This is a genomic window from Halorubrum ruber (genome assembly GCF_018228765.1).
GTDB lineage: Archaea > Halobacteriota > Halobacteria > Halobacteriales > Haloferacaceae > Halorubrum > Halorubrum ruber.
The window spans coordinates 2,771,484-2,790,179 of record NZ_CP073695.1 but is presented as its reverse complement, the minus strand read 5'-3'; the positions used below and the strand labels follow the sequence as shown (position 1 = coordinate 2,790,179).

Genomic DNA, 18,696 nt, shown 5'->3' with positions numbered 1-18,696 from the left:
AGTCCTCGCGGCTGGGGCTTTGGAGGTGTTCTCCGTGCCACTGCGAACAACAAAACGCCGCGCACGAACACCGGCACTCGTCACCTAACTACCGGCCGCCTCGGAAAAGTTTGTGTACGCGTCCTATTCGAATCGGTACGTCGCGCCGTCTGGACCATCTTCAATCTCAACGCCAACGTCACGAAGCGCGTCGCGGAGCTCGTCGGCGCGCTTGTAGTTGCCGGCCTCGCGCTCGGCCTCGCGCACGTCGAGGACGAGTTCGACCAGCTCGCCGGCCAGATCCACGTCGCCGTCGCTCTCGGATTCGAACTGGAGGCCGAGCACGTCGCCGCCGAACTCCTCGAACGCCTCCACCGCCTCGCGGAGGCCGCGGTAGTCGTAGGCGGAGTCGCTGTTGTCGTCCACGTGCCGATTCACCGCGTCGGTGAGGTCCAGCAGGGCCGCGGTCGCCTCCCGGAGGTTGAGGTCGTCGTTCATCGCGGCCGCGAAATCGTCGCGTGCGGCTTCGACCGCGCCGCGGAGTTCCTCGTCTTCGGCCTTCGCGCGGGCGTCGGTCGAGTCGACCGCCTCGACCGCGCGGTCGTAGGTGCGCGAGAGGCGCTCCCAGCGCTCCTCGGCCTCGGCGATCGTCTCCTCGGTGAGCGCCTGCTCGGAGCGGTAGGCGGCGCCGGCGTAGAAGGTCCGGACCACGTTGACGCCGAGCTCCTCTAAGGCGTCCGGCACGGTCCAGAAGTTGCCGATCGAGGATGACATCTTCTCGCCGTCCATCTCCAGTAAGCCGACGTGGAGCCAGTGGCGCGCGAACGCCTCGCCGGTGGCGGCCTCCGACTGCGCGATCTCGTTTTCGTGGTGCGGGAAGACGAGGTCGCGGCCGCCCATGTGAATATCGAGCGTGTCGCCGAGGTGCGTCGTCGACATCGCCGAGCACTCCACGTGCCAGCCGGGCCGCCCCTCGCTCCAGGGCGACTCCCACGTCTCGCCGTCGGGTGTCTCCGCGCCGTGGTCGTGTTTCGCGTGCTCGCGCGCCGCGGTCTCGCTGACGCCGTCCGCCTTCCAGAGGGCGAAGTCCGACGGGTTGCGCTTCTCCGAGCGCTCGTCCGGCTCGCCCTGCGCTTCGAGCGCGTTGAGGTCTTGGTTCGAGAGCTTCCCGTACTCCTCGAACCGCGTCACGTCGAAGTAGACGGAGCCGTTCGCCTCGTAGGCGTACCCCTTCTCGATCAGGGTCTCGACGAGGTCGAGTATCTCCGGGACGTGCTCGGTAACGCGCGGGTACACCTCGGCGCGCTTGAGGTTCAGCCCGCGCATCGCGTCGAAGGTGGTCGCGGTGAACGTCTCGGCCACGTCGCGCTCGGCGGCCCACTCGTCGCGCTCCCCGACGCGGGCGGTGATCTTCTCGTTGACGTCGGTGACGTTCTCGACGTGGCGCACGTCGTACCCCTCGTGTTCGAGCCACCGGTGGAGGACGTCGGCGTGGAACCACAGCCGGGCGTGGCCGAGGTGGGGGTCGTCCGACACCGTCAGGCCGCAGACGTACAGCGTGACGTCGCCGTCCGCGGTGAACTCGACGCGCTCGTCTTCCAGGGTGTCGGTGACGACGAGACTCATTACGACGTGGTTGCCGAGGTGAGCCTTTTAAACCGTCGGATTGGGCGAGATCACTCCGCCTGGACTCTTGAATCGCACTTCAAAAGCAGTTAGAGAAAGAGAATTGTCCCGATCTGTACTGCTGCGTAGCCGAGTACCATCACAACAATGGCCTTTATCAATAGCCCCGGGATGTTGTTCGGAATATCGTCCCATTGCTCTGCGATCCCCGGTCCCTCCGGTTCTACTGCCGCCGGTGTCTTTCCACTGCTTTCGAAGATGTCATCGCCGAACATCCGTTCTAACTCGGCGTCCTGTCTGTCCATCATCGCGTCGAACTCGTTGTAGTTGTCGAACCGGTTCTTGATCTGGCTGACGTACGACGCGGAGCAGTCACACGCGTCCGCAATCTCCTGATTCGTCGCATTCGGATTTTCCCACCATGTGAGGAGAATATCTCGCTGTAGATCCGTTTTGGAACTGTTACCCATATGCGGAATACGTAACTTTTCGCTGATAATGTTTTCTACGGAACACGAAGACAGAGAATTGTTTTAGCTAGACGGCCGGCCCATTCTTTGCTTTTTGAAATTTCTGAATATAAATGGCAAGGCGGTACGGCGAACACCGCCAAAGCCCAGCCGCTCGTTTATAAATAGCCGATAACGGATCGGCGGCGAACGCCGCCAAAGCCCCAGCCGCGAGGGCGACGTACGCTCGCTGCGCGCTTCACTCGGTCGCTCACTGCGTTCGCTCCCTCGTTCCAGTGCTTGCGTCGCCTACGTCGCCCTCGCGGCTGCCCCTTTGAGTCCCGCCCCGCACAGCAACCGCAGCCTCACGCCTCCCCAGCCTCGTCGGCCGGCCTCCGCTTCGCTCCGGCCGGCCGACTCCCTCGCACGCGCTCCTCGCGCCCCGTCGGGCGCTCGGAGGCGCGCGCCACCACGGTTTTATTTATAAATCACCGATGCTGACTCTCACTCCTCTCGCGTCGTCCACTCGACCTCGTACCCTGCCTCGCGCACCGCCGACAGGACGCGGTCGACGTGGGCCGGGCCGTTCGTCTCCACCTCGAACACGAGGTCGGCGTCGCCCACCGGCAGGTCCGGGCGGCTGCGCTCGTGGCGCACCGTCCGGATGTTCGCGCGCTCGCCGCCGATCAGGGTGGCTATCTCGCCCATCGTCCCGGGCGTGTCGTCGATGCGGACGGAGAGCTCGATCAGCTGGTCGCGGTCGACGAGCGCGTGCGTCACGACCTCCTTCAGCGTCGTCACGTCGATGTTGCCCCCGCAGAGGAGGGGGACGACCGTCTCGCCGGCGAGGTCGAGCTCGTCGACCGCGTCGTCATTTAAGAGGGCGGCCGCGGCGGTCGCGCCCGCGCCCTCGACCATCTGCTTCGCGCGCTCTAAGAGGAGCAGGATCGCGCTCGCCACGTCGTCGTCGCTCACGACGACGGTCTCGTCGAGATGTTCGTCCAGCAGCTCGAAGGTGAGGTCGCTCAGCCCGCCGGTTGCGATGCCGTCCGCGATCGTGTCGGGCTCCTCGCGGGTCACCAGCTCGCCGGCCGCGAGGCTCTCCGAGAGCGTCGACGCCCCTTCGGTCTGGACGCCCACCACCCGCGTCTCGGGCGAGCGCGCCTTCACCGCGGTCGCAACGCCCCCCGCGAGCCCCCCGCCGCCCACGGGGACGAGGACCGCGTCGGCGTCGGGCACCTGATCTATCACCTCCAAGCCGAGCGTCCCCTGCCCGGCGACCACGTCCGGGTCGTCGAACGCGTGGACGAACCGCGTCCCGGGCTCGTCGGTCAGCGTCCGGGCGTGTTCCATCGCCTCGGGGAACGCGCTCCCGCGGAGGACGACCTCGGCGCCGTACGCGCGCGTCGCCTCGATCTTCGCCGCGGGCGCCGACTCCGGCATCACGATCGTCGCGTCGATCCCGGCGTCGGCGGCCGCCAGCGCCACCCCCTGCGCGTGGTTGCCCGCGCTCGCGGCCACGACGCGCTCGATCGCGGGCTCGTCGGTCCCCGCACCCGAGCCGGCGACCGCCCGCGAGATCGCGTTGTACGCGCCGCGCGTCTTGAACGAGCCGGTGCGCTGGAGGTGCTCCATCTTGAGGCGCACGTCGGCGCCGCACCGCTCGCTCAGCGACCGGCTCCGCTCGACGGGCGTTCGCTGGACGATGTCGGTGCCGGCGAGCCGCTCGGCGGCGGCCTCGACGTCGTCGATCGTGACGGGGGACATGACCTCGGCCTTCGCCCGGTCGCGTGATAAGAACTCGGATACGGAACCCGGTTCCCGCCTCGCTCTCCGCCCCGCTCAGCGCTTCCCGAGCGCCTCCTCGAAGACGCGCTGGGCGCGCTCGTACCCCTCGTTCCGGTCGACGATCGGGTTCGGGTAGTCGGGCGCCAGCTCCTCGCGCTCCGCCCGCGAGAGGGTCGGCCAGTCGACGACCTTGTCTGCCGGCACGTCCGCGAGCTCCGGGACGTACGCCTTCACGAAGCGCGCGTCCGCGTCGTACTTGCTCATCTGGCTCACCGGATCGAAGATGCGCACGTCGACGGAGTCGGTGCCGGTCGAGGCCGTCCACTGCCACGCGCCGTGGTTCGAGGCGTAGTCGTGGTCGATCAGCTGCTTGGTGAAGTAGCGCGCCCCGCGCCGCCAGTCGATCAGGAGGTGTTTCGTGAGGAAGCTCGCGACTACCTGCCGCGGCCGGTTGTGAATATATCCCTCCGTGTTCAGCTGTCGCATCCCGGCGTCGACGAGCGGGTAGCCGGTCTCGCCGCGCGCCCACGCCTCGAACTCCGCGTCCGACTCTCGCCACGCGATCTCGTTGGGGAACGACTTGTAGTTCGAGACGGCGAGGTCGGGGTTGTAGTACAGCAGGTGGTACATCTGCTCGCGCCACGACAGCTCGTACCGGTACTTATCGACGTTGCGGCGCTCGCCGCCGGTCGCGGCGTCGTACGCGTCGCCTGCGCCCGCCCACAGTTCTCGGATTCCGATCGCGCCCGTCGCGAGGTACGGCGACATCCGCGAGACCGCGCGAGTCGGCGCCTCCACGGCCCGCGCGAGGTCGTCGCGAGTGTCGTTGTACGAGGCGATCCCTCCTTCGAGGAAGCCGTCGAACCGCTCGCGGGCGGCCTCGTACCCCGCGTCCGGGAGGTCGATGTCGGCGTCGGGTTCGGGGACCGTCTTCCCGTCGCGCACGTCGGCGAGGTCGTCGGGCTCCGGCTCGGCGTACGGTCCGCGCTTCGGCACCGCCTCCCAGTCGTCGTGGAACTGGCTGTGGTTCGGGTAGCGCTCCTCTAACCGCCCGGGGTCCACCAGCACGAGGTCGGTCCGCGAGTCCGTCTCGACGCCCGCGCCGGCGAGCGCCTCCTCGACCGCACGCTGTCGATTCCGGCGCGCCGGCCGGTAGTGCTCGTCGTAGTACACCGCCTCGGCGTCGTACTCGTCGGCGAGATCGACGAGGACCTCGTCCGGGTCGCCCGCGCGGACGATCAGGTCGCTCCCGAGTTCGCGGTACCGCTCTTCCAGTCGCTTCACGTGTCGGAGGAAGAAGGCGCGCTGACGCGCGCCGACGGTCGCGAGCAGGTCGGAATCGTAGACGAACGCTGGGACCACTGCTCCCTCTCCCTCCCGAGCCGCGGCCGCGAGGCCGGCGTTGTCCCGCGTCCGCGCGTCGCCTCGGTGCCAGAACAGGCGCATACGATCGCCTGGGGCGCCAGCGGATAGTGTCTGTCGCCGCGTCTCGGACCTCGCTACCTTCCCTCTCCGCCAGTACGTTCAAGACGCTCCGTCCCGAATCCTGACCCGTATGACCCGACGCGATCCCTTCGACGAGATCGAGGACCTGCTCGAACGGATGGGCCGTGAGTTCGAGGAGCTCGGCGGCACGCTGGAGGGGAGCGGTCCCGACGTCCCGCGCTTCCCCGGCGCCCGCGACGTCGACGTCGACGTGATCGAGGACGACGAGGCAGTCACGGTCGTCGCCGATCTCCCCGGGTTCGACGCCGACGACGTCGACGTCGAGTTCCGCGACGACGCGCTCGTAATCACCGGCTCCCGCGAGGAGTCGAGCGAGTTCGACGTCGCGGACGCGGGCGACGACGGCGACGACAACGAGGCCGACGCGGACGCCGCGGCCGACGCCGCCGACGGCGCACACGAGGACGACGAGGTCCGCTACCACCGGCGCGAACGCCGCCTCCGGTCCGTCTCCCGACGGGTCCCGATCCCGGAACCGGTCGAGGCCGACGCGGCGACGGCTTCGTTCGACGCCGGCGTGCTCACCGTCACGCTCCCCAAGCGCTCGCCCGACGACGACCGCGGACACACGATCGACGTCAGCTGAGCCTCGGACGCGTTCGACTGACACCCTACGCGTCGCCGGGCGACGATCACCACCGCGACCGCGAGATAGCACGCGTCACTCGCTGTTTAATACCTCGCGGCGCCTTCCTGTTGGTATGAACACGACGAATCCCTTCGACGAGATCGAGCAGTTCCTCGGCCGCACCCCCTTCGCGGGCGAGCGGGCTTGGGGCCGCGACCTCCGGACCGCCGACGTCGACGTCGCCGAGTACGACGACGAGTTCGTCGTCACCGCCGACCTGCCGGGGTTCGACCGCGACGGAATCGACGTCCGCGTCGACGACGACCGGCTCACGATCGCGGCCGAGCGCGACGCGGAGCGCGAGGACGCCGACCGGCGGTACCTCCGACGCGAGCGGCGCCACGAGTCCGTCACCCGCACTATCGACCTCCCTGCGACCGCCCGCACCGGAGACGCGTCCGCGACGTACCGGAACGGCGTGCTCACCGTGACGGTCCCGCTCGACGCCGTCGACGCCGACGAGGGACACCGGATCGACGTGAACTAATCCCTTCCTCTCTGGCCGGTGCTTTCTCCACGCTCCCCGTGCTAACTACCCGCATGAGCGACGCCGACCACGCGGCCGTCAGGCGCGAGCTGGTGAACGCGCTCCGCGATCGCCTCGACGCGAGCGAGCGGACGCTGTCGGCGATCGGCGCCGTCCCGCGCCACGAGTTCGTCCCGGAACCGCAGCGCGCGTCGGCGTACGCCGACCGACCGCTCCCGATCGGCCACGATCAGACCGTCAGCGCGCCGCACATGGTCGCGATGATGACCGACCTGCTCGAAATCGAGCGCGGCGACCGCGTGTTCGAGGTGGGAACCGGCTGCGGCTACCACGCCGCCGTCGTCGCCGAGGTCGTCGGTCCGGGGAACGTGTTCTCGGCCGAGCGCGTCCCGGAACTGGCCGCCGACGCCCGCGAACGACTCGATCGCCTCGGCTACGACGTGACAGTCGCGGCCGGGGACGGCCGCGAGGCGTTCGCCGACGAGGCGCCGTTCGACGCGGCGTACCTCACCTGCGCAGCGCCCGAGTCGGTCCCGGACGCGATCGTCGACCGCGTCCGGACGGGCGGTCGCGTCGTCGCTCCCGTCCGCGAGGACGGCCGCCAACGCCTCGTCCGGCTCACCGTCCGCGAGGACGGTATCGACCGGGAGGACCACGGCGGCGTGCGGTTCGTCCCGATGCGGTAACCGAGTTCGCTGCCCGGGTGTCCGTCCCCGGCCCGCCGAACGCACAGTTTTAGAGGACCGAGCCCCGAGACCGGTCATGGACGACGCGTCGCTCAGGGCGGACATGATCGAGGGGCTCGAACACCAGATCGGCGAGCCCATCGAGCCGCCCGTGTTGACCGCCCTCCAGCGCGTCCCGCGCGACCACTTCGTCGACGACTCGCCCCGCGACGGCATCGACGGCGACGACCCACACTCGCTTTCCCTCCCGACGCTGGTCCGGCTGGTCACCGCGCTCGACGCCGAGGAGGGCGACTCGGTCCTCGTCGTCGGCGCGGGGGTCGGCTACTCGGTCGCGATGCTCGCAGAGATCGCCGGCGCGCGCCGCGTCCACGCGGTCGACATCGACCGCGCCGCCGTCCACGCCGCGCGGTCGAACCTCGACGCGGCCGGCTACGGGGCGGTCCTCGTCGACCGCGCGGACGGCGCCGACGGGCTCCCCGCGTACGCACCCTACGACCGGATCCTCCTCGAAACCGCCGTCGTCGAGCCGCCGCGCTCCCTCCGAGAACAGCTAGCGTCCGGCGGCCGGATCGTCTATCCGCGCGGCGCGGGCGTTCAGACGGTCGCGGCGATCGAGCCGTCCCCCGCCGACTCCGCTCCGGACGAAGACCCGGCGCCGGCGGGGTTCGAGACGGTCGAGACGCACGGGCCGGCGCGGCTCCAGCCGATGCTCGTCGACGGCGAGCAGCCCGGGGCGGAACGGAACCGGACCCGTCGGGAGGACGCCGAACGCGCCGAACGCGGGCGTCAGCGTCGGCACGGCTGGGAGCAGGACTGGATCGACTGGGACAAGCGGCTCTGAAAATCTCTCGCCCGCGTCGCCCGCTGCGTCACTCCTCGACGACGAGCACCTCGGTGTTCCCCCGCTCGTCGACGAAGTCGCCCTCCGCCGGCGGTTTGATGTCGATCGTGAGCGTCCCGTCGGCCTGATTCGGTCCGAGCTCGGGGTCGACGTCGACCGTGGCGACCCCTTCGCCGTTCGTCTTCGCGGTGACGACGCCGTCGATCTGTGCGGAGCCGCCGCGGACGATGACCGTCGCGTCCGCGACGCGGGAGCCGTCGGGATCGACGACCGCGACGTCGATCGACTGGTCGCCGGGCGTGGTCACCTCCGGCTGCGGCTGCGCGTCGAGCTCGGTCGCGGCTAAGCCGTCGATGTCGCCGATCATCCCCATCATCACGCTGAGGCTGGCGACGCCGACGACGAGCGCGATGACGAGCCGGACCGGGAGCCCCTCGATCGCGCGGGTGTCGGTGCTGAACGTCCGGCGGTTGGCGGTGCGCGAGTCGTGTGTTCGATCGGACATACGGCCCGCTGGCCGCGGCATTGCTTATAAAGAGTCGGACGGACCGGCCGGCGCCGAACCGGGCGCCCGCGAGACGCGTTCGACGTTGAGGAGTTCGGGCGGCCCGACCGTTTTTATCCGATACCGAGGCCACCCGGCCGCGTGTACGTACTCGGCCGCGACGAGACGGGCTCCGACAGCGACGGAGAGACCAGCCGCGACGGCGTGAGCGACCGCGACGACGTAAGTAACGCCCACCGTCCCCCGCACACCGCACGGATCGGATCCTTCCTCGCTCGCGACGGGAGCGCCGGCGCGACGGTCGGCGTCGACCTCGACCGGCCGCACGCGGGGGTCGTGTTCGGGAAACGCGGGACCGGGAAGTCGTACACGCTCGGTGTCCTCGCGGAGGAAATCGCCGACGCCGACGGCGTCGTTCCGGTCGTCGTCGACCCGATGGGCGTCTTCGGCGGCCTCGAAGCGGCCGGCGGCCGCGTCGTCGACCCCGCGGTCCGCCCCGCTTCGATACCGCCCTCGACGTGGCCGGACCTGCTCGGGCTCGACCCGGCGAGCGGGCCGGGAAGTCTCGTCTGGCGCATCGTCGCGGACGCGGTCGACGGCGGCTCCTCGCCCTCGCTCGCGACGCTCCGCGAGGCGGTCGCCGGCGCCGACGCACCGGCGGAGACGCGGCGCGCAGCGGCGAACCACCTCCGGCTGGCGGCCTCGTGGGGCGTCTTCGACGCCGACACGCCGCCGGTCGCGTCCCTCGCGGCCGACGGCGACCCAGTCGTCCTCGACCTCGCCGGGGTTCCGGACGCCGCCGCGTCGGCCGTCGTCCGCGCGGTCGCTCGTGGCCTCTACGACGCGCGAATCGCCGAGGATCTCACGCGGCTCCCGTGGCTGCTCGTCGACGAGGCGCACGCCTTCTTCGACGGGGTCGCCGAGCCGGCGCTCCGGACGATCCTCACTCGGGGGCGCGCGCCCGGCGTCTCGCTGGTCTGTGCGACGCAGCGCCCGGCCGCGCTGCCGAGCGTCGCCGTCTCCCAGTCCGACCTCCTCGTCTCGCACCGGCTGACGGCCGCGCGCGACGTCGACCGCTTGGCCGAAGCGGAGGCGACGTACCTCGCTGGCGACCTCGCCTCGCGGCTCCCCGAGGGCGTCGGCGAGGCGCTCGTGGTCGACGACGCCACCGAGACGGCCCACACGGTCCGGATCAGAGAGCGGCGGACGCCGCACGAAGGGGAGAGTCCGCGCGCTCGCCGGCTGTCGGACGCGGAGCGACAGTAACGCGGTCCAGAACGCACAAGCCGTCCCGGCCTCACTCACGCGCATGGAACGGACGCCGTACGGGTTCCTGCTCGTCGCGCTCGGCGGGTTCCTCGGTGCGGTCGCCAGACACGCGGTCGACGTCGGGGTCGGTCGGGCCCTCGCCGCGGGCGCCGCCGAAACCGGTCTCGGGGGCCTCGGCGGCGCTCCGACCGGCGCGGGGACGCTCGTCGCGAACGTCGCCGGGTCGTTCGCGCTCGGGCTCCTGTTGACCCGCGCGTCGAGCGACCAGACCCGGCTGTTCGTCGGCACCGGCGCGCTCTCGTCGTTCACGACGTACAGCACGTTCGTCGCCGACGCGGTCGCGCTCGGGTCGCTGGCCGGCGCCTGGTACGTCGCCGCCAGCTACGCGACCGGGTTCGCCGCGGCCGCGCTCGGCCTCGCGCTCGGAGGGCGGGACCGCCGATGACGGTCCAGCCGCTCCTCGCGACGGCCCTCGTCGGCGTCGGCGGCGCGCTCGGTGCCGTCTTTCGGCACGTAGTTGGGCTCCACGTCGAGGGACGACGGTCGGTCCTCGTCGTCAACGCGCTCGGAAGCTTCGCCCTCGGCGCCGTCTCCGCCGCGCCGATCGGGTCGACGGCTACGCTGCTCCTCGGTGTCGGCTTCTGCGGCGCGTTCACGACGTTCTCCTCGTTCGCCGTCGGGACCGTTCGGGCGGCGAGCGAGACGGGCGCGCGCGCCGCCGCGGGGATCGCGGCGTCGAACCTCGCGGCCGCGCTGGCGGCGTTTCTCCTCGGAACGCTCCTCACCGGACGGCTCCTCTGACGGGCGCCGACGCTCGGCGTCTGCCCGACAAGCGATAGGTACAGCATCCTCCGGCCCGTATCCACGTCCGTGACCGACACCGACCGCTCCGTCGACGCCGAGTCGGGGGACCCGGCCGATTCGGGGCCGCTCTCCGACGATCCGGATCCCGGAGACGTCGACCCCGACGACGTCTCCGAGTTCGGCGACCTCTCGATCCCCCAGCGCGCGTTCGTCGCCGCCGCGCAGAACCCCTCTCGCGGACTGCTGGTCGTCGGCCTGTTCGCGTTCGCGCTCGCCTTCTACGCCGCGTTCTGGCTGTCGTTCCCCCGCGCCGCCGGCCTCCTCTCGGCGGTCGCGCTGATCGTCGCCGCCGTCGCCGCGCTCGTCTACCGGCTCCTCGACCGCGTCTCCGGATGACGACCGACGTTCTCGCCGACGGCGCTCACGGTCGCGGCTCGTAGAACTCCCGGAGCGGCCGGCCGAACGCGGGCGCGAGCGTGGCGACCGCCTCCCCGACCAACACATCGCGGTCGTCGAACGCCGGCTCCACCTGCGCCCCGAGCGCGACGTCGCTCGCGGCGTCGCTCTCCAAGTACTCCCGGACGGTTGCGAACTCCCGCTCCCGCTCGACGACGTACCGGTCTCCGTCGATGAAGGGTCCGTACGTGTCCGGGTCGACGTCGTCAACGTACGACTCGTAGAAGCTCGCGGCGTGCTTCCGGACCGCGACCGGCGGCCCCTCGTGGCGCTCCACGGTCGGGCGCTCGGTCACCTCTAATTCGGCGTACAGCGCGGCCCGCGTCGGCTCGTCGGCTCCGTCGCGCTCGGCCGTCTCCTCGGCGTCGCTCGTCTCGGGGGTGCCCGCCGCACCCGCCGCTCCCGCCGCGTCCGTCATCGCTCGCGCCCGGAGAACGTCGAAGCCGCGCTCGTTGAGACCCCCGACGATCCCGTCCAGCGAGCGCCGGAGCTGCGGCCACAGCTGGTCGTCGACCACGTCGGGCGCGTCGAAGACGACCGCGACCGGGGTCGTCCCCCGCCGGTCGAGGTGGGCGCGGACCTCTCTGGAGTCGAGCGGTTCGGGGTCGTCGGGCTCGAAGAGCGCCTCGCTCGGCGCCGCGAGCAGCTCCCGCGCGTAGTGCTGGAACCGCGCGAGGTTCGCCGCCGACAGCACCGCCGCGACGTTCCGCGTCGGGTCGGTGGGGTCGACGACGACGAGCGGGTCCTCGAACGTGTGCTCGGCGTGCCCCTCGGGGTCGAACTCCACCGGCGGGTGCCAGCTCCGCGCCGACTCGACCAGCGGGACGAACCCGCCGAGCTCCAACACGAGTAGCTCCGTGAGGTATCCCGAGAACCCCTCGGTGCGGAGGTCGCTCCCGTACGCGCCGATCCCCTTCAGGAACGCCTTCGCCAGCACCACGTCCGCGGCGAGGTCGTCGTCGAGCCGCGCGGAGAGGTACGCGTCGTGGAACGGCGTGCGGTCGACGGCGGAGACCAGCTCGGCGGCCCTCTCAACGTCATGACAGGGGACGAGGTCGACGTCGAACCCCTCGTAGCTCCCCTTCACGTACGGGTGTTCGGCGAACTCCTCGTGGCCGTCGGGGAGGACCGCGTGGCCGACGTCGAGGCCGTACTCCTCTAACTCGGCACGGTCGAGGTCCACGTCGAACCGGACGAACAGGTCGATGTCGCGGTCGCCGGCGACCCACGTGCCGCGCGCGGTCGACCCGACCTGGACCACGTCGGCCTCGACCGGGAGGTCGGCGATCGCCTCGCGGGCCCGCTCGGTCAGCGTCGCGGCCGTCTCGCGCAGCCGCTCGCGCTCCTCGGGCTCCGGGAGGACCCGCTCGCGGACCCGCGACAGCACCGCCTCCAACTCGTCCATACCGAACGGTCTCGCGGTCCGGCCGAAAACGTGTCGGTCGGATCGGCGGCGCGAGCGTGGCCTTCGCGGCATCGTTTCGAACCCCTCGTGTCCTCCGGATCCCACTCCGTCGGGCGGAAACGAAAGCCATATCAAAACGACGCGAGTACCCGGAAGTGAGCCGAAGTAGCTCAGTTGGTAGAGCGCCTCGCTGTTACGACGTTCGGCGGAACTTCCCCCGGCCGTCACAGTCACGAGGCGGTCCCAGGTTCGAGTCCTGGCTTCGGCGTCCCTCTTCCACTTCAAATTCACTTCCGCTCGGCGGCTGACCTATTTTTTACTGTCACTTCTGGTGTCTCAGACATGTCGAATCGGTGCGAACGATTTGCTTCACTCGAAGAGCCACAGAAGCGCGGCCAAGCAGCAGAAGCGATCGTAAAATCGGAACTTGTGAGCCGCGGGATCTCTGTTCTGACCCCTGATTACGACAATGAACCGTACGATATTGTCGCCGAGATTGACGATTCGTTCTACCGAATTCAAATAAAAACCGCATTCGAAGCGACGACTAACGGCGCGGTACGATTCCGAACACGGAGTACTCGGACGAAGAGCTCAGGGTACGAGCGGGAAGGATACGGAGGGTCCATTGACCTCTTCGCCGTCTACGCTCCAACGTGTGATGAAACGTATCTGATTCCCATCGAAGAGACCGCTAAAACACAAATGACAATTCGGTACGAACGTCCGAAAAACGGCAACGTGAAAAACATCAACTGGCACGAAAACTACCTCCTTGACGAGGTACTGCCCTCACTCAGTTCCAACCCGACAACATAAAGAGGAACCGAGAAAGAAATCGGTATGAGCGGGCCCTTAGCTTAGTCTGGTTTAAAGCGTTCCGCTCATAACGGATAGACCGCTGGTTCAAATCCGGCAGGGCCCATTCTCCCGCGGCGAGTACTTCTGCGAGAACGGACACACGAGAGCACTACTCCAGCAGTTCCACCAGCTCGTTCACGTCGTCGATCACCGCGTCGGCCCCGGCGTTTGCGAACTTCTCGCGGCCTTCCTCGCCGGTCAGCCCGCCCGTCAGCACGCCGATACCGTAGTAGACGCGCGTCTCGTCGGTCTCGTCGGCGTTGCGCGCGGTCCGCACGTCGTCGAGGGTGTCGCCCGCGAACGCGACGCGCTCGACGTCGAACCGCTCGGCGAGCTCGACGAGCGCTCTGGGGTGCGGTTTCCCCTCCTCCCAGTCGTCCATCGTGAAGCGTCGCTCCTCGGGCACGTCGAGCCCGACGCGCTCTAAGGCGATCTCCGCCTCCGCGGCCGGGCGCCCGGTGAGAACGCCCACGTCGAACCGCTCGGTGAGGTCGGCGATCGTCTCGGGGTCGACGAGCGTCGGCTCGTCGTGGATGTACCCCTCCGCCTCGATCGGCGGCTCGCCGCCCTCTAACTCGCGGTACAGCTCCGCGCCGAGGTACAGCGCCTGGAACGTCTCGCGGAGCGCGTCCCGGTCCCACTGGTCGCGGACGCGGGCCTGCGCGACCCGCGGGAGGTCGCCGACGACCTCCTTGGCCGCGTCGAGGCCGCCGCCGAGTTCGCTGACGCGGTCGGTGAACTCGTCGACGTCCATCCGGAGCCCCTCGCGGCGGGCCAACACGAACAGCGCGGCCGCGTCCGTCAGCTCCCAGTCGTTGTTGAACCCGCCGGCGTCCTTGAACGCCTGGACCGCGTCGCGGTCGATCGGCTTGCCGCAGACGCGGTCGACCGATTCGAGGATCGCCCGACGGTAGGAGTCCGCCACGTCGACCAACACCCCGTCGATGTCGAGGACGGCTGCGTCGACCTGCATACCGCAACCCCGGCTGGGGGCGGAATGAACGTTCGGGTTCGCGGCCGGCGTCGCCGGTTCGCTTCGTCATCGCGCCACGTACACGATGGTCCCCGACTCCTCCGACCGACGCCGGACGTCGACGACCGGCTCCTCGAAGCCGAGCGTGGTGAACAGACAGTCGGCGTCGAGTCGCTCCGCGAGCGCGACGGTCGGTCGCTGGAGTTCGGCGGGGAGGTTCCGCGCGTACACGGCGTTGAACCCGTTCTCGGACGCGTCGAGACCGAGCCCGTCCCGTATCGACCGGTCGTCCCCGCCGCTCGCCAGTGCCGTCACGTCCGCCGTGACGACGCGGAGCGATCCCGCGCTCGACGGTCGGGGCTCCATCGACGCCTCCCGCGCCGCCTCGCTCACCTCGACGTCGATCGCGACGACCTCGCGACCGCGCTCGGCGAGGGCGCGAGCGACCTCCGGACGCCGCCCGACGCCGACCTCGATCAGCCGTTCGTGTCGGTCGAGCGCGGCGACGAGCGCGCGTTCCGACTGCGGTGGTTGGCCCACGGCGCGGCCTTTATGACCGCGGCGGTCAAAAGCGGTTCCATGCTCGTGGACATCGTCCCGGTCGGGGAGGTCACCCCCCGAGTGAAACGGGAGGCCTCCGGTGCGCTGCGTTCCGTATACGACTGCGACGTGACGGTCCACGACGATCAGGCGATCCCCGACTCCGCGTTCGACGCCGACCGCGGCCAGTACCGCGCGGAGGACCTCATCGAGACGGTCACGCGGGTCGGCGGCGGCGAGAAGAACATCGGGATCACGCCCGAGGACCTCTACTACCGCCGCCGGAACTACGTGTTCGGCCTCGCGTACCTCAACGGCAGCGGCTCCGTCATCTCGACCCACCGTCTCCGCACCTCCTCCGACGGCGGCGTCTCCACCAAGCCCGCGGTCGACGTGTTCGGCGACCGCGTCCGCAAGGAGGTCGTCCACGAGATCGGGCACACGCTCGGCTTGGAACACTGCGACAACAGCAAGTGCGTCATGTCGTTTTCCCCGACCGTCCGCGAGGTCGACGTGAAAGAGGAGAACCTCTGTGGCACCTGTTCGCGGATCGTTCGCTGACGGGCCGCCCTCTCTCGGGTCAGGTTCTCGCCTCCCGCCGGTAGACGTAAAGTCCGCCCCGCACAAGGGACACGTATGGCCGCAAAGCCGGAATACCGCGACCGGCCGGACGTCGAGGTCGCGCTGCTCGACGCGCTCGTCGACCGCGGCGACGAGGGGATGACCGTCCTCGAACTTCGGGCAGCCGTCGACGCCGACATCGACGCCGTCGAGGAGGCCCTCTCGGCGCTGAAGGAGGACTCGCTCATCACCGTGGAGTCCGAGGAGCGCGTCCGGGTGTACGCCCACGACCGGGTCGTCCCGGACCCGGACGCCCCGGACGACGACCCCTCGGAGAGCCTCGTCGACGCGATCCGCGACCGCCTCGGGCTGTAGCCGCCGGAGACGGCGGCCTTTTGGCCCTCGATCGCGTCCCTCCGACCATGACGCTCGTCTCCGGCACCCACGACGCGCACGGCGCCGTGTACCGCGACCGCGGCGGCCGCGAAGTGGTCGACCACTACGGGAAGCCCGTCCGCGTCGGCAAGGCGGTCCGTAACATCGCCGGCGTGATCGAGATGGGGTACGGCGTCCTCGCCATCAGAGGGGCCGACCGCGTCGAGTTCGTCGACAACGCCGTCTCCAACCGCGTCCCGACCGAGGACGGCGAGGGGACGTACGCCCTCCTGCTCGACCCGCAGGGCGGGATCGAGACGGACATGTACGTGTACAACGCCGACGAGCGACTGCTCGTCTTCCTCCCGCCGGAGCGGGTCGCGTCGGTTGCCGCCGACTGGGCGGAGAACGTGTTCATTCAGGACGTCGAGATCGATGACGTCTCCGACGAGTTCGGCGTGTTCGGCGTCCACGGCCCCAAGTCCACCGAGAAGGTCGCCTCCGTCCTCGGCGGGCCGGGCGCGCCCGAGGAGCCGCTCTCGTTCGTCCGCGGGTCGATGGTCGACGCCGGCGTCACCGTGATCGCGACGGACGCGCCGCTGGGCGAGGAGGGGTACGAGATCGTCTGCGCCGCCGCCGACGCGGGCGACGTGTTCGACACCCTGATCAACCGCGGGCTCAACGCCGCGCCGTTCGGCTACCGGACGTGGGACGCGCTCGCGACCGAGGCCGGGACGCCCCTCTTCGAGTACGAGCTGGCGGGGACGGTTCCGAACGTCCTCGGCCTCCGGAACGCCTTAGACTTCGAGAAGGGGTGTTACGTGGGACAGGAGGTCGTCTCGCGCGTGGAGAACCAGGGGCGACCCAGCCGCCGGCTCGTCGGCCTCGAACTCGACGGCGTCGCCGAGGCGGTCGCCGACCTCGACGCGAACGCGGACCCACAGGGGATCGACGACGCGCTCCCCGCGACCGGCGCGGCCGTCTTCGACGGCGACGAGGCGATCGGCGAGGTCACTCGCGCTGCGGTCGGCCCCGCGACCGACATCCCGATCGCCCTCGCGCTCGTCGCGTTCGACGCCGACCGCGGCGGGGTCACCGTCCGCGTCGACGGCGAGGAGGTGCCGGCGACCGCCGTCGACCTCCCGTTCGTCGACGGGAGCGCGGCGTCCGAGCGGCTGCCGACGTACCCGGAACTTCGAGCCTGAGGATCCAGATATCGGCCGCGGCCGCTCCTCAGATAACGAGGTCGACCGCCGAGTAGAGGCCGAACCCAAGCGTGAACGCGCCGACGAGCGACCCGACCCACGCGAGCACCGTGTACCCCATCTTCTTCCGGCTGACGCCCGCGTCGCCCGCGGCGTAGCCCGCGCCGACGATCGCGGAGACGATGATCTCGTTGAACGAGACGGGGATCCCGAAGGCGACGGCGGTCTGCGCGATCGCGAACGACGGAATGAGCGCGGAGATCGACCGCCGCGGGCCCATCGAGGCATAGTCCTGCGAGATCGCCTTGATCATCCGCGGCGCGCCCGTCCACGACCCGGCCAGTAGCCCGACGCCGCCGCCGACGAGCAGCGCCCACAGCGGGACGCCGACCTCGCTGAAGATGGGGACGAGCGGGCCGATGGCGAGCCCCACCTGCGAGCCGCCCGCCGAGAACGCGACGAGCCCGCCCATCGCGAGCAGGAACCGGCGCTGGGCGCCCGCGCGATCGCGGCCGAGGTCGGCGTACACGGCGACCGCGACCACGGCGGCGATCGCGAGGCTCACCGCGGGCGGGCCCGCGCCGCCGAGTCCGAGCCCCGAGCCGAGGACGCTCGCGACCGAGGCCTGCTCGCCGGCCGGCCCGAGCAGCGCGAACCCGACGTTCGCGAGGATCCCGCCGACGACGCCGGCGAGCGCGGCCGTGAGCGGCCGTTCCGGGAGCGACTCGCCGATGAGCATTCGGGCGACGCCGTAGGCGACGCCGCCGCCGACGAACGGGGTGAGCACCCACAGCGTCGCGATCTCGGCGTACTTCGGCCACGCCGGGGCGCCGCCCAGCGCGAGGCCGACGCCGACGACCGCGCCGGTGACGGTGAACGCGGTCGCGATCGGATACCCAGCGAACACGCCGATCGCGACCAGCGCGGCGGCCGTGACGAGCGCGACGATGGCCGCCGCGGCCGTGAGCGTCACGCCGCCGATCAGCTCGGTGCCGACCGCCTCCGTCACGTTTGCGCCCTGGAGGATCGCGCCGAGCAGCCCGAGGACGCCGACTATCAGGCCGGCGCGCATGACGGAGATGGCGTTCGCGCCGACCGCGGGCGCGAACGGGGTCGAGCCGGAGGAGCCGGCGCCGATCGACCACGCCATAAAGAGGCTGGCCGCGGCCGCGACGAGCAGCGTCGCGGCGGTGACGACGACCATCAGTTCCGCCCGTCGTTGTACCCCTCGTTCAGCCCGGCCACCGTGCGCCGGACGAGGAGGAACCCGAAGAAGAACAGCCCGAGAAGACCCACCAATAAGAGCACGAACAGCGGTTGGACCGGGAGCATACGCTCGAATCCGTCGGCACGCGGTTATAAGTTTCGAGCGCGCCGGGTCGCTCCCTCGGAAACGCCTCCGCCAGCGGGCGCTCGGACCGGTGACTAAAACGCGCCTTTGTCTCTCAGCCACGTATATGTCGGTACCCGGACTACGTGTAACCGCGACCCCCGCTTCGGCCCTCACACGCCCCAACACGCCGGTCGACCCGCCGGCCGGTCGGACTCGCGGCCGCTCCCTCCCCTGCCCGGAACCCCTCCCCTGCCCGGAACCCCTCCCTGGCCGCTCCGTCCGACCGCCGGCGTCCGCGCCCGCGCCCGCACCGATTCGGGTCCGCCACCGTGCACACGACCGTCGGCCGGTCCGGCCGTCCGCGGGGCGTCGCGATCGGTCCCCGCCGACGCAGCGGCGACGCGCTTCGCTCGCTT

21 protein-coding genes, 2 tRNA genes and 1 pseudogene are annotated in these 18,696 nt (G+C 70.2%); 14 read left to right on the top strand and 10 right to left on the bottom strand.

Annotated elements, in window-relative coordinates; genetic code table 11:
- Nucleotides 1-123: 123 nt before the first annotated feature.
- The 4 genes from cysS to J7656_RS13805 all read right to left on the bottom strand — a co-directional run bounded on the left by cysS (nucleotide 124) and on the right by J7656_RS13805 (nucleotide 5,288).
- The gene (cysS, locus tag J7656_RS13820; protein WP_017342327.1) at nucleotides 124-1,605 is read right to left on the bottom strand and encodes a cysteine--tRNA ligase; all 1,482 of its coding nucleotides are present in this window, start codon (nucleotides 1,603-1,605) and stop codon (nucleotides 124-126) included.
- 89 nt (nucleotides 1,606-1,694) lie between these two features.
- Nucleotides 1,695-2,075, bottom strand: coding sequence for a hypothetical protein (locus J7656_RS13815; protein ID WP_017342328.1), 381 nt, complete (start codon nucleotides 2,073-2,075; stop codon nucleotides 1,695-1,697).
- 483 nt (nucleotides 2,076-2,558) lie between these two features.
- Nucleotides 2,559-3,821 (bottom strand): threonine ammonia-lyase, encoded by a 1,263-nt coding sequence (ilvA, locus tag J7656_RS13810; protein ID WP_211553600.1) that lies wholly within the window; start codon nucleotides 3,819-3,821, stop codon nucleotides 2,559-2,561.
- Nucleotides 3,822-3,896: 75 nt separating this feature from the next.
- Entirely contained in the window at nucleotides 3,897-5,288 is a 1,392-nt protein-coding gene (locus J7656_RS13805; protein ID WP_017342330.1) for a cryptochrome/photolyase family protein, read from the bottom strand.
- Between the two features lie 109 nt (nucleotides 5,289-5,397).
- Here J7656_RS13805 and J7656_RS13800 point away from each other — a divergent pair, with 109 nt between their 5' ends.
- The 4 genes from J7656_RS13800 to J7656_RS13785 all read left to right on the top strand — a co-directional run bounded on the left by J7656_RS13800 (nucleotide 5,398) and on the right by J7656_RS13785 (nucleotide 7,993).
- On the top strand, nucleotides 5,398-5,934 hold the full coding sequence (locus tag J7656_RS13800) for an Hsp20/alpha crystallin family protein (protein WP_017342331.1): 537 nt from the start codon (nucleotides 5,398-5,400) through the stop codon (nucleotides 5,932-5,934).
- A gap of 115 nt (nucleotides 5,935-6,049) precedes the next feature.
- Nucleotides 6,050-6,463 carry an archaeal heat shock protein Hsp14 gene (hsp14, locus tag J7656_RS13795; protein ID WP_017342332.1) on the top strand — a complete coding sequence of 138 codons (414 nt, stop codon included), beginning with the start codon at nucleotides 6,050-6,052 and terminating at the stop codon, nucleotides 6,461-6,463.
- Between the two features lie 53 nt (nucleotides 6,464-6,516).
- Nucleotides 6,517-7,149, top strand: coding sequence for a protein-L-isoaspartate O-methyltransferase (pcm, locus tag J7656_RS13790; protein ID WP_017342333.1), 633 nt, complete (start codon nucleotides 6,517-6,519; stop codon nucleotides 7,147-7,149).
- A 76-nt stretch (nucleotides 7,150-7,225) separates the two neighbouring features.
- Nucleotides 7,226-7,993 carry a protein-L-isoaspartate O-methyltransferase family protein gene (locus tag J7656_RS13785; RefSeq protein WP_211553598.1) on the top strand — a complete coding sequence of 256 codons (768 nt, stop codon included), beginning with the start codon at nucleotides 7,226-7,228 and terminating at the stop codon, nucleotides 7,991-7,993.
- 28 nt (nucleotides 7,994-8,021) lie between these two features.
- Here the strand turns inward: J7656_RS13785 and J7656_RS13780 are convergent, their stop codons facing one another.
- Entirely contained in the window at nucleotides 8,022-8,498 is a 477-nt protein-coding gene (locus tag J7656_RS13780; protein WP_017342335.1) for a DUF7382 domain-containing protein, read from the bottom strand.
- 141 nt (nucleotides 8,499-8,639) lie between these two features.
- Between J7656_RS13780 and J7656_RS13775 the strand changes: the two genes are divergently transcribed.
- From J7656_RS13775 to J7656_RS13760, 4 genes are all read left to right on the top strand, one after another.
- Nucleotides 8,640-9,764, top strand: a complete 1,125-nt coding sequence (locus tag J7656_RS13775; RefSeq protein ID WP_249191467.1) for an ATP-binding protein — start codon at nucleotides 8,640-8,642, stop codon at nucleotides 9,762-9,764.
- Between the two features lie 43 nt (nucleotides 9,765-9,807).
- Nucleotides 9,808-10,212 (top strand): fluoride efflux transporter FluC, encoded by a 405-nt coding sequence (locus tag J7656_RS13770; protein ID WP_017342337.1) that lies wholly within the window; start codon nucleotides 9,808-9,810, stop codon nucleotides 10,210-10,212.
- The gene (locus J7656_RS13765) at nucleotides 10,209-10,568 is read left to right on the top strand and encodes a CrcB family protein (RefSeq protein ID WP_017342338.1); all 360 of its coding nucleotides are present in this window, start codon (nucleotides 10,209-10,211) and stop codon (nucleotides 10,566-10,568) included. Before J7656_RS13770 ends, J7656_RS13765 begins: the two co-directional genes overlap by 4 nt.
- A 69-nt stretch (nucleotides 10,569-10,637) precedes the next feature.
- On the top strand, nucleotides 10,638-10,967 hold the full coding sequence (locus J7656_RS13760) for a hypothetical protein (protein WP_017342339.1): 330 nt from the start codon (nucleotides 10,638-10,640) through the stop codon (nucleotides 10,965-10,967).
- Nucleotides 10,968-10,992: 25 nt separating this feature from the next.
- On the opposite strand, the gene cca is transcribed toward J7656_RS13760, so the two are convergent.
- Nucleotides 10,993-12,432: a CCA tRNA nucleotidyltransferase gene (cca, locus tag J7656_RS13755; protein WP_211553595.1), complete on the bottom strand. Its 1,440-nt coding sequence runs from the start codon at nucleotides 12,430-12,432 to the stop codon at nucleotides 10,993-10,995.
- Between the two features lie 159 nt (nucleotides 12,433-12,591).
- Between cca and J7656_RS13750 the strand changes: the two genes are divergently transcribed.
- The 3 genes from J7656_RS13750 (at nucleotide 12,592) to J7656_RS13740 (ending at nucleotide 13,357) form a co-directional block, all read left to right on the top strand.
- Nucleotides 12,592-12,700, top strand: a tRNA-Asn gene (locus tag J7656_RS13750).
- Between the two features lie 74 nt (nucleotides 12,701-12,774).
- Nucleotides 12,775-13,251: a group I intron-associated PD-(D/E)XK endonuclease gene (locus J7656_RS13745; RefSeq protein ID WP_211553593.1), complete on the top strand. Its 477-nt coding sequence runs from the start codon at nucleotides 12,775-12,777 to the stop codon at nucleotides 13,249-13,251.
- A gap of 30 nt (nucleotides 13,252-13,281) precedes the next feature.
- Nucleotides 13,282-13,357: transfer RNA gene (locus tag J7656_RS13740), tRNA-Ile, on the top strand.
- A 45-nt stretch (nucleotides 13,358-13,402) separates the two neighbouring features.
- Here the strand turns inward: J7656_RS13740 and J7656_RS13735 are convergent.
- Entirely contained in the window at nucleotides 13,403-14,266 is an 864-nt protein-coding gene (locus J7656_RS13735) for a TIGR01548 family HAD-type hydrolase (protein ID WP_211553591.1), read from the bottom strand.
- Between the two features lie 66 nt (nucleotides 14,267-14,332).
- On the bottom strand, nucleotides 14,333-14,806 hold the full coding sequence (locus J7656_RS13730) for a UPF0146 family protein (RefSeq protein ID WP_211553590.1): 474 nt from the start codon (nucleotides 14,804-14,806) through the stop codon (nucleotides 14,333-14,335).
- 39 nt (nucleotides 14,807-14,845) lie between these two features.
- On the opposite strand from J7656_RS13730, the gene J7656_RS13725 reads away from it, so the two are divergent.
- The 3 genes from J7656_RS13725 to ygfZ all read left to right on the top strand — a co-directional run bounded on the left by J7656_RS13725 (nucleotide 14,846) and on the right by ygfZ (nucleotide 16,947).
- Nucleotides 14,846-15,367 carry an archaemetzincin family Zn-dependent metalloprotease gene (locus tag J7656_RS13725; protein WP_004598043.1) on the top strand — a complete coding sequence of 174 codons (522 nt, stop codon included), beginning with the start codon at nucleotides 14,846-14,848 and terminating at the stop codon, nucleotides 15,365-15,367.
- Between the two features lie 75 nt (nucleotides 15,368-15,442).
- Nucleotides 15,443-15,742, top strand: coding sequence for a DUF6432 family protein (locus J7656_RS13720; RefSeq protein ID WP_017342344.1), 300 nt, complete (start codon nucleotides 15,443-15,445; stop codon nucleotides 15,740-15,742).
- A 47-nt stretch (nucleotides 15,743-15,789) separates the two neighbouring features.
- Nucleotides 15,790-16,947, top strand: coding sequence for a CAF17-like 4Fe-4S cluster assembly/insertion protein YgfZ (ygfZ, locus tag J7656_RS13715; protein WP_017342345.1), 1,158 nt, complete (start codon nucleotides 15,790-15,792; stop codon nucleotides 16,945-16,947).
- A gap of 28 nt (nucleotides 16,948-16,975) precedes the next feature.
- Here ygfZ and J7656_RS13710 read toward each other — a convergent pair whose 3' ends face one another.
- Nucleotides 16,976-18,151 (bottom strand): inorganic phosphate transporter, encoded by a 1,176-nt coding sequence (locus J7656_RS13710; protein ID WP_211553589.1) that lies wholly within the window; start codon nucleotides 18,149-18,151, stop codon nucleotides 16,976-16,978.
- Nucleotides 18,151-18,282, bottom strand: a pseudogene (locus J7656_RS15125) (DUF7859 family protein); the annotation flags it as partial. The pseudogene J7656_RS15125 and the gene J7656_RS13710, both read right to left, overlap by 1 nt.
- Nucleotides 18,283-18,696 lie beyond the last annotated feature (414 nt).

Bases quoted from the DNA above. Each gene is read 5' to 3' on its own strand.
- cysS (WP_017342327.1), bottom strand. From the start codon at position 1,605: ATGAGTCTCGTCGTCACCGACACCCTGGAAGACGAGCGCGTCGAGTTC.
- J7656_RS13815 (WP_017342328.1), bottom strand. From the start codon at position 2,075: ATGGGTAACAGTTCCAAAACGGATCTACAGCGAGATATTCTCCTCACA.
- ilvA (WP_211553600.1), bottom strand. From the start codon at position 3,821: ATGTCCCCCGTCACGATCGACGACGTCGAGGCCGCCGCCGAGCGGCTC.
- J7656_RS13805 (WP_017342330.1), bottom strand. From the start codon at position 5,288: ATGCGCCTGTTCTGGCACCGAGGCGACGCGCGGACGCGGGACAACGCC.
- J7656_RS13800 (WP_017342331.1), top strand. From the start codon at position 5,398: ATGACCCGACGCGATCCCTTCGACGAGATCGAGGACCTGCTCGAACGG.
- hsp14 (WP_017342332.1), top strand. From the start codon at position 6,050: ATGAACACGACGAATCCCTTCGACGAGATCGAGCAGTTCCTCGGCCGC.
- pcm (WP_017342333.1), top strand. From the start codon at position 6,517: ATGAGCGACGCCGACCACGCGGCCGTCAGGCGCGAGCTGGTGAACGCG.
- J7656_RS13785 (WP_211553598.1), top strand. From the start codon at position 7,226: ATGGACGACGCGTCGCTCAGGGCGGACATGATCGAGGGGCTCGAACAC.
- J7656_RS13780 (WP_017342335.1), bottom strand. From the start codon at position 8,498: ATGTCCGATCGAACACACGACTCGCGCACCGCCAACCGCCGGACGTTC.
- J7656_RS13770 (WP_017342337.1), top strand. From the start codon at position 9,808: ATGGAACGGACGCCGTACGGGTTCCTGCTCGTCGCGCTCGGCGGGTTC.
- J7656_RS13765 (WP_017342338.1), top strand. From the start codon at position 10,209: ATGACGGTCCAGCCGCTCCTCGCGACGGCCCTCGTCGGCGTCGGCGGC.
- cca (WP_211553595.1), bottom strand. From the start codon at position 12,432: ATGGACGAGTTGGAGGCGGTGCTGTCGCGGGTCCGCGAGCGGGTCCTC.
- J7656_RS13745 (WP_211553593.1), top strand. From the start codon at position 12,775: ATGTCGAATCGGTGCGAACGATTTGCTTCACTCGAAGAGCCACAGAAG.
- J7656_RS13735 (WP_211553591.1), bottom strand. From the start codon at position 14,266: ATGCAGGTCGACGCAGCCGTCCTCGACATCGACGGGGTGTTGGTCGAC.
- J7656_RS13725 (WP_004598043.1), top strand. From the start codon at position 14,846: ATGCTCGTGGACATCGTCCCGGTCGGGGAGGTCACCCCCCGAGTGAAA.
- J7656_RS13720 (WP_017342344.1), top strand. From the start codon at position 15,443: ATGGCCGCAAAGCCGGAATACCGCGACCGGCCGGACGTCGAGGTCGCG.
- ygfZ (WP_017342345.1), top strand. From the start codon at position 15,790: ATGACGCTCGTCTCCGGCACCCACGACGCGCACGGCGCCGTGTACCGC.
- J7656_RS13710 (WP_211553589.1), bottom strand. From the start codon at position 18,151: ATGGTCGTCGTCACCGCCGCGACGCTGCTCGTCGCGGCCGCGGCCAGC.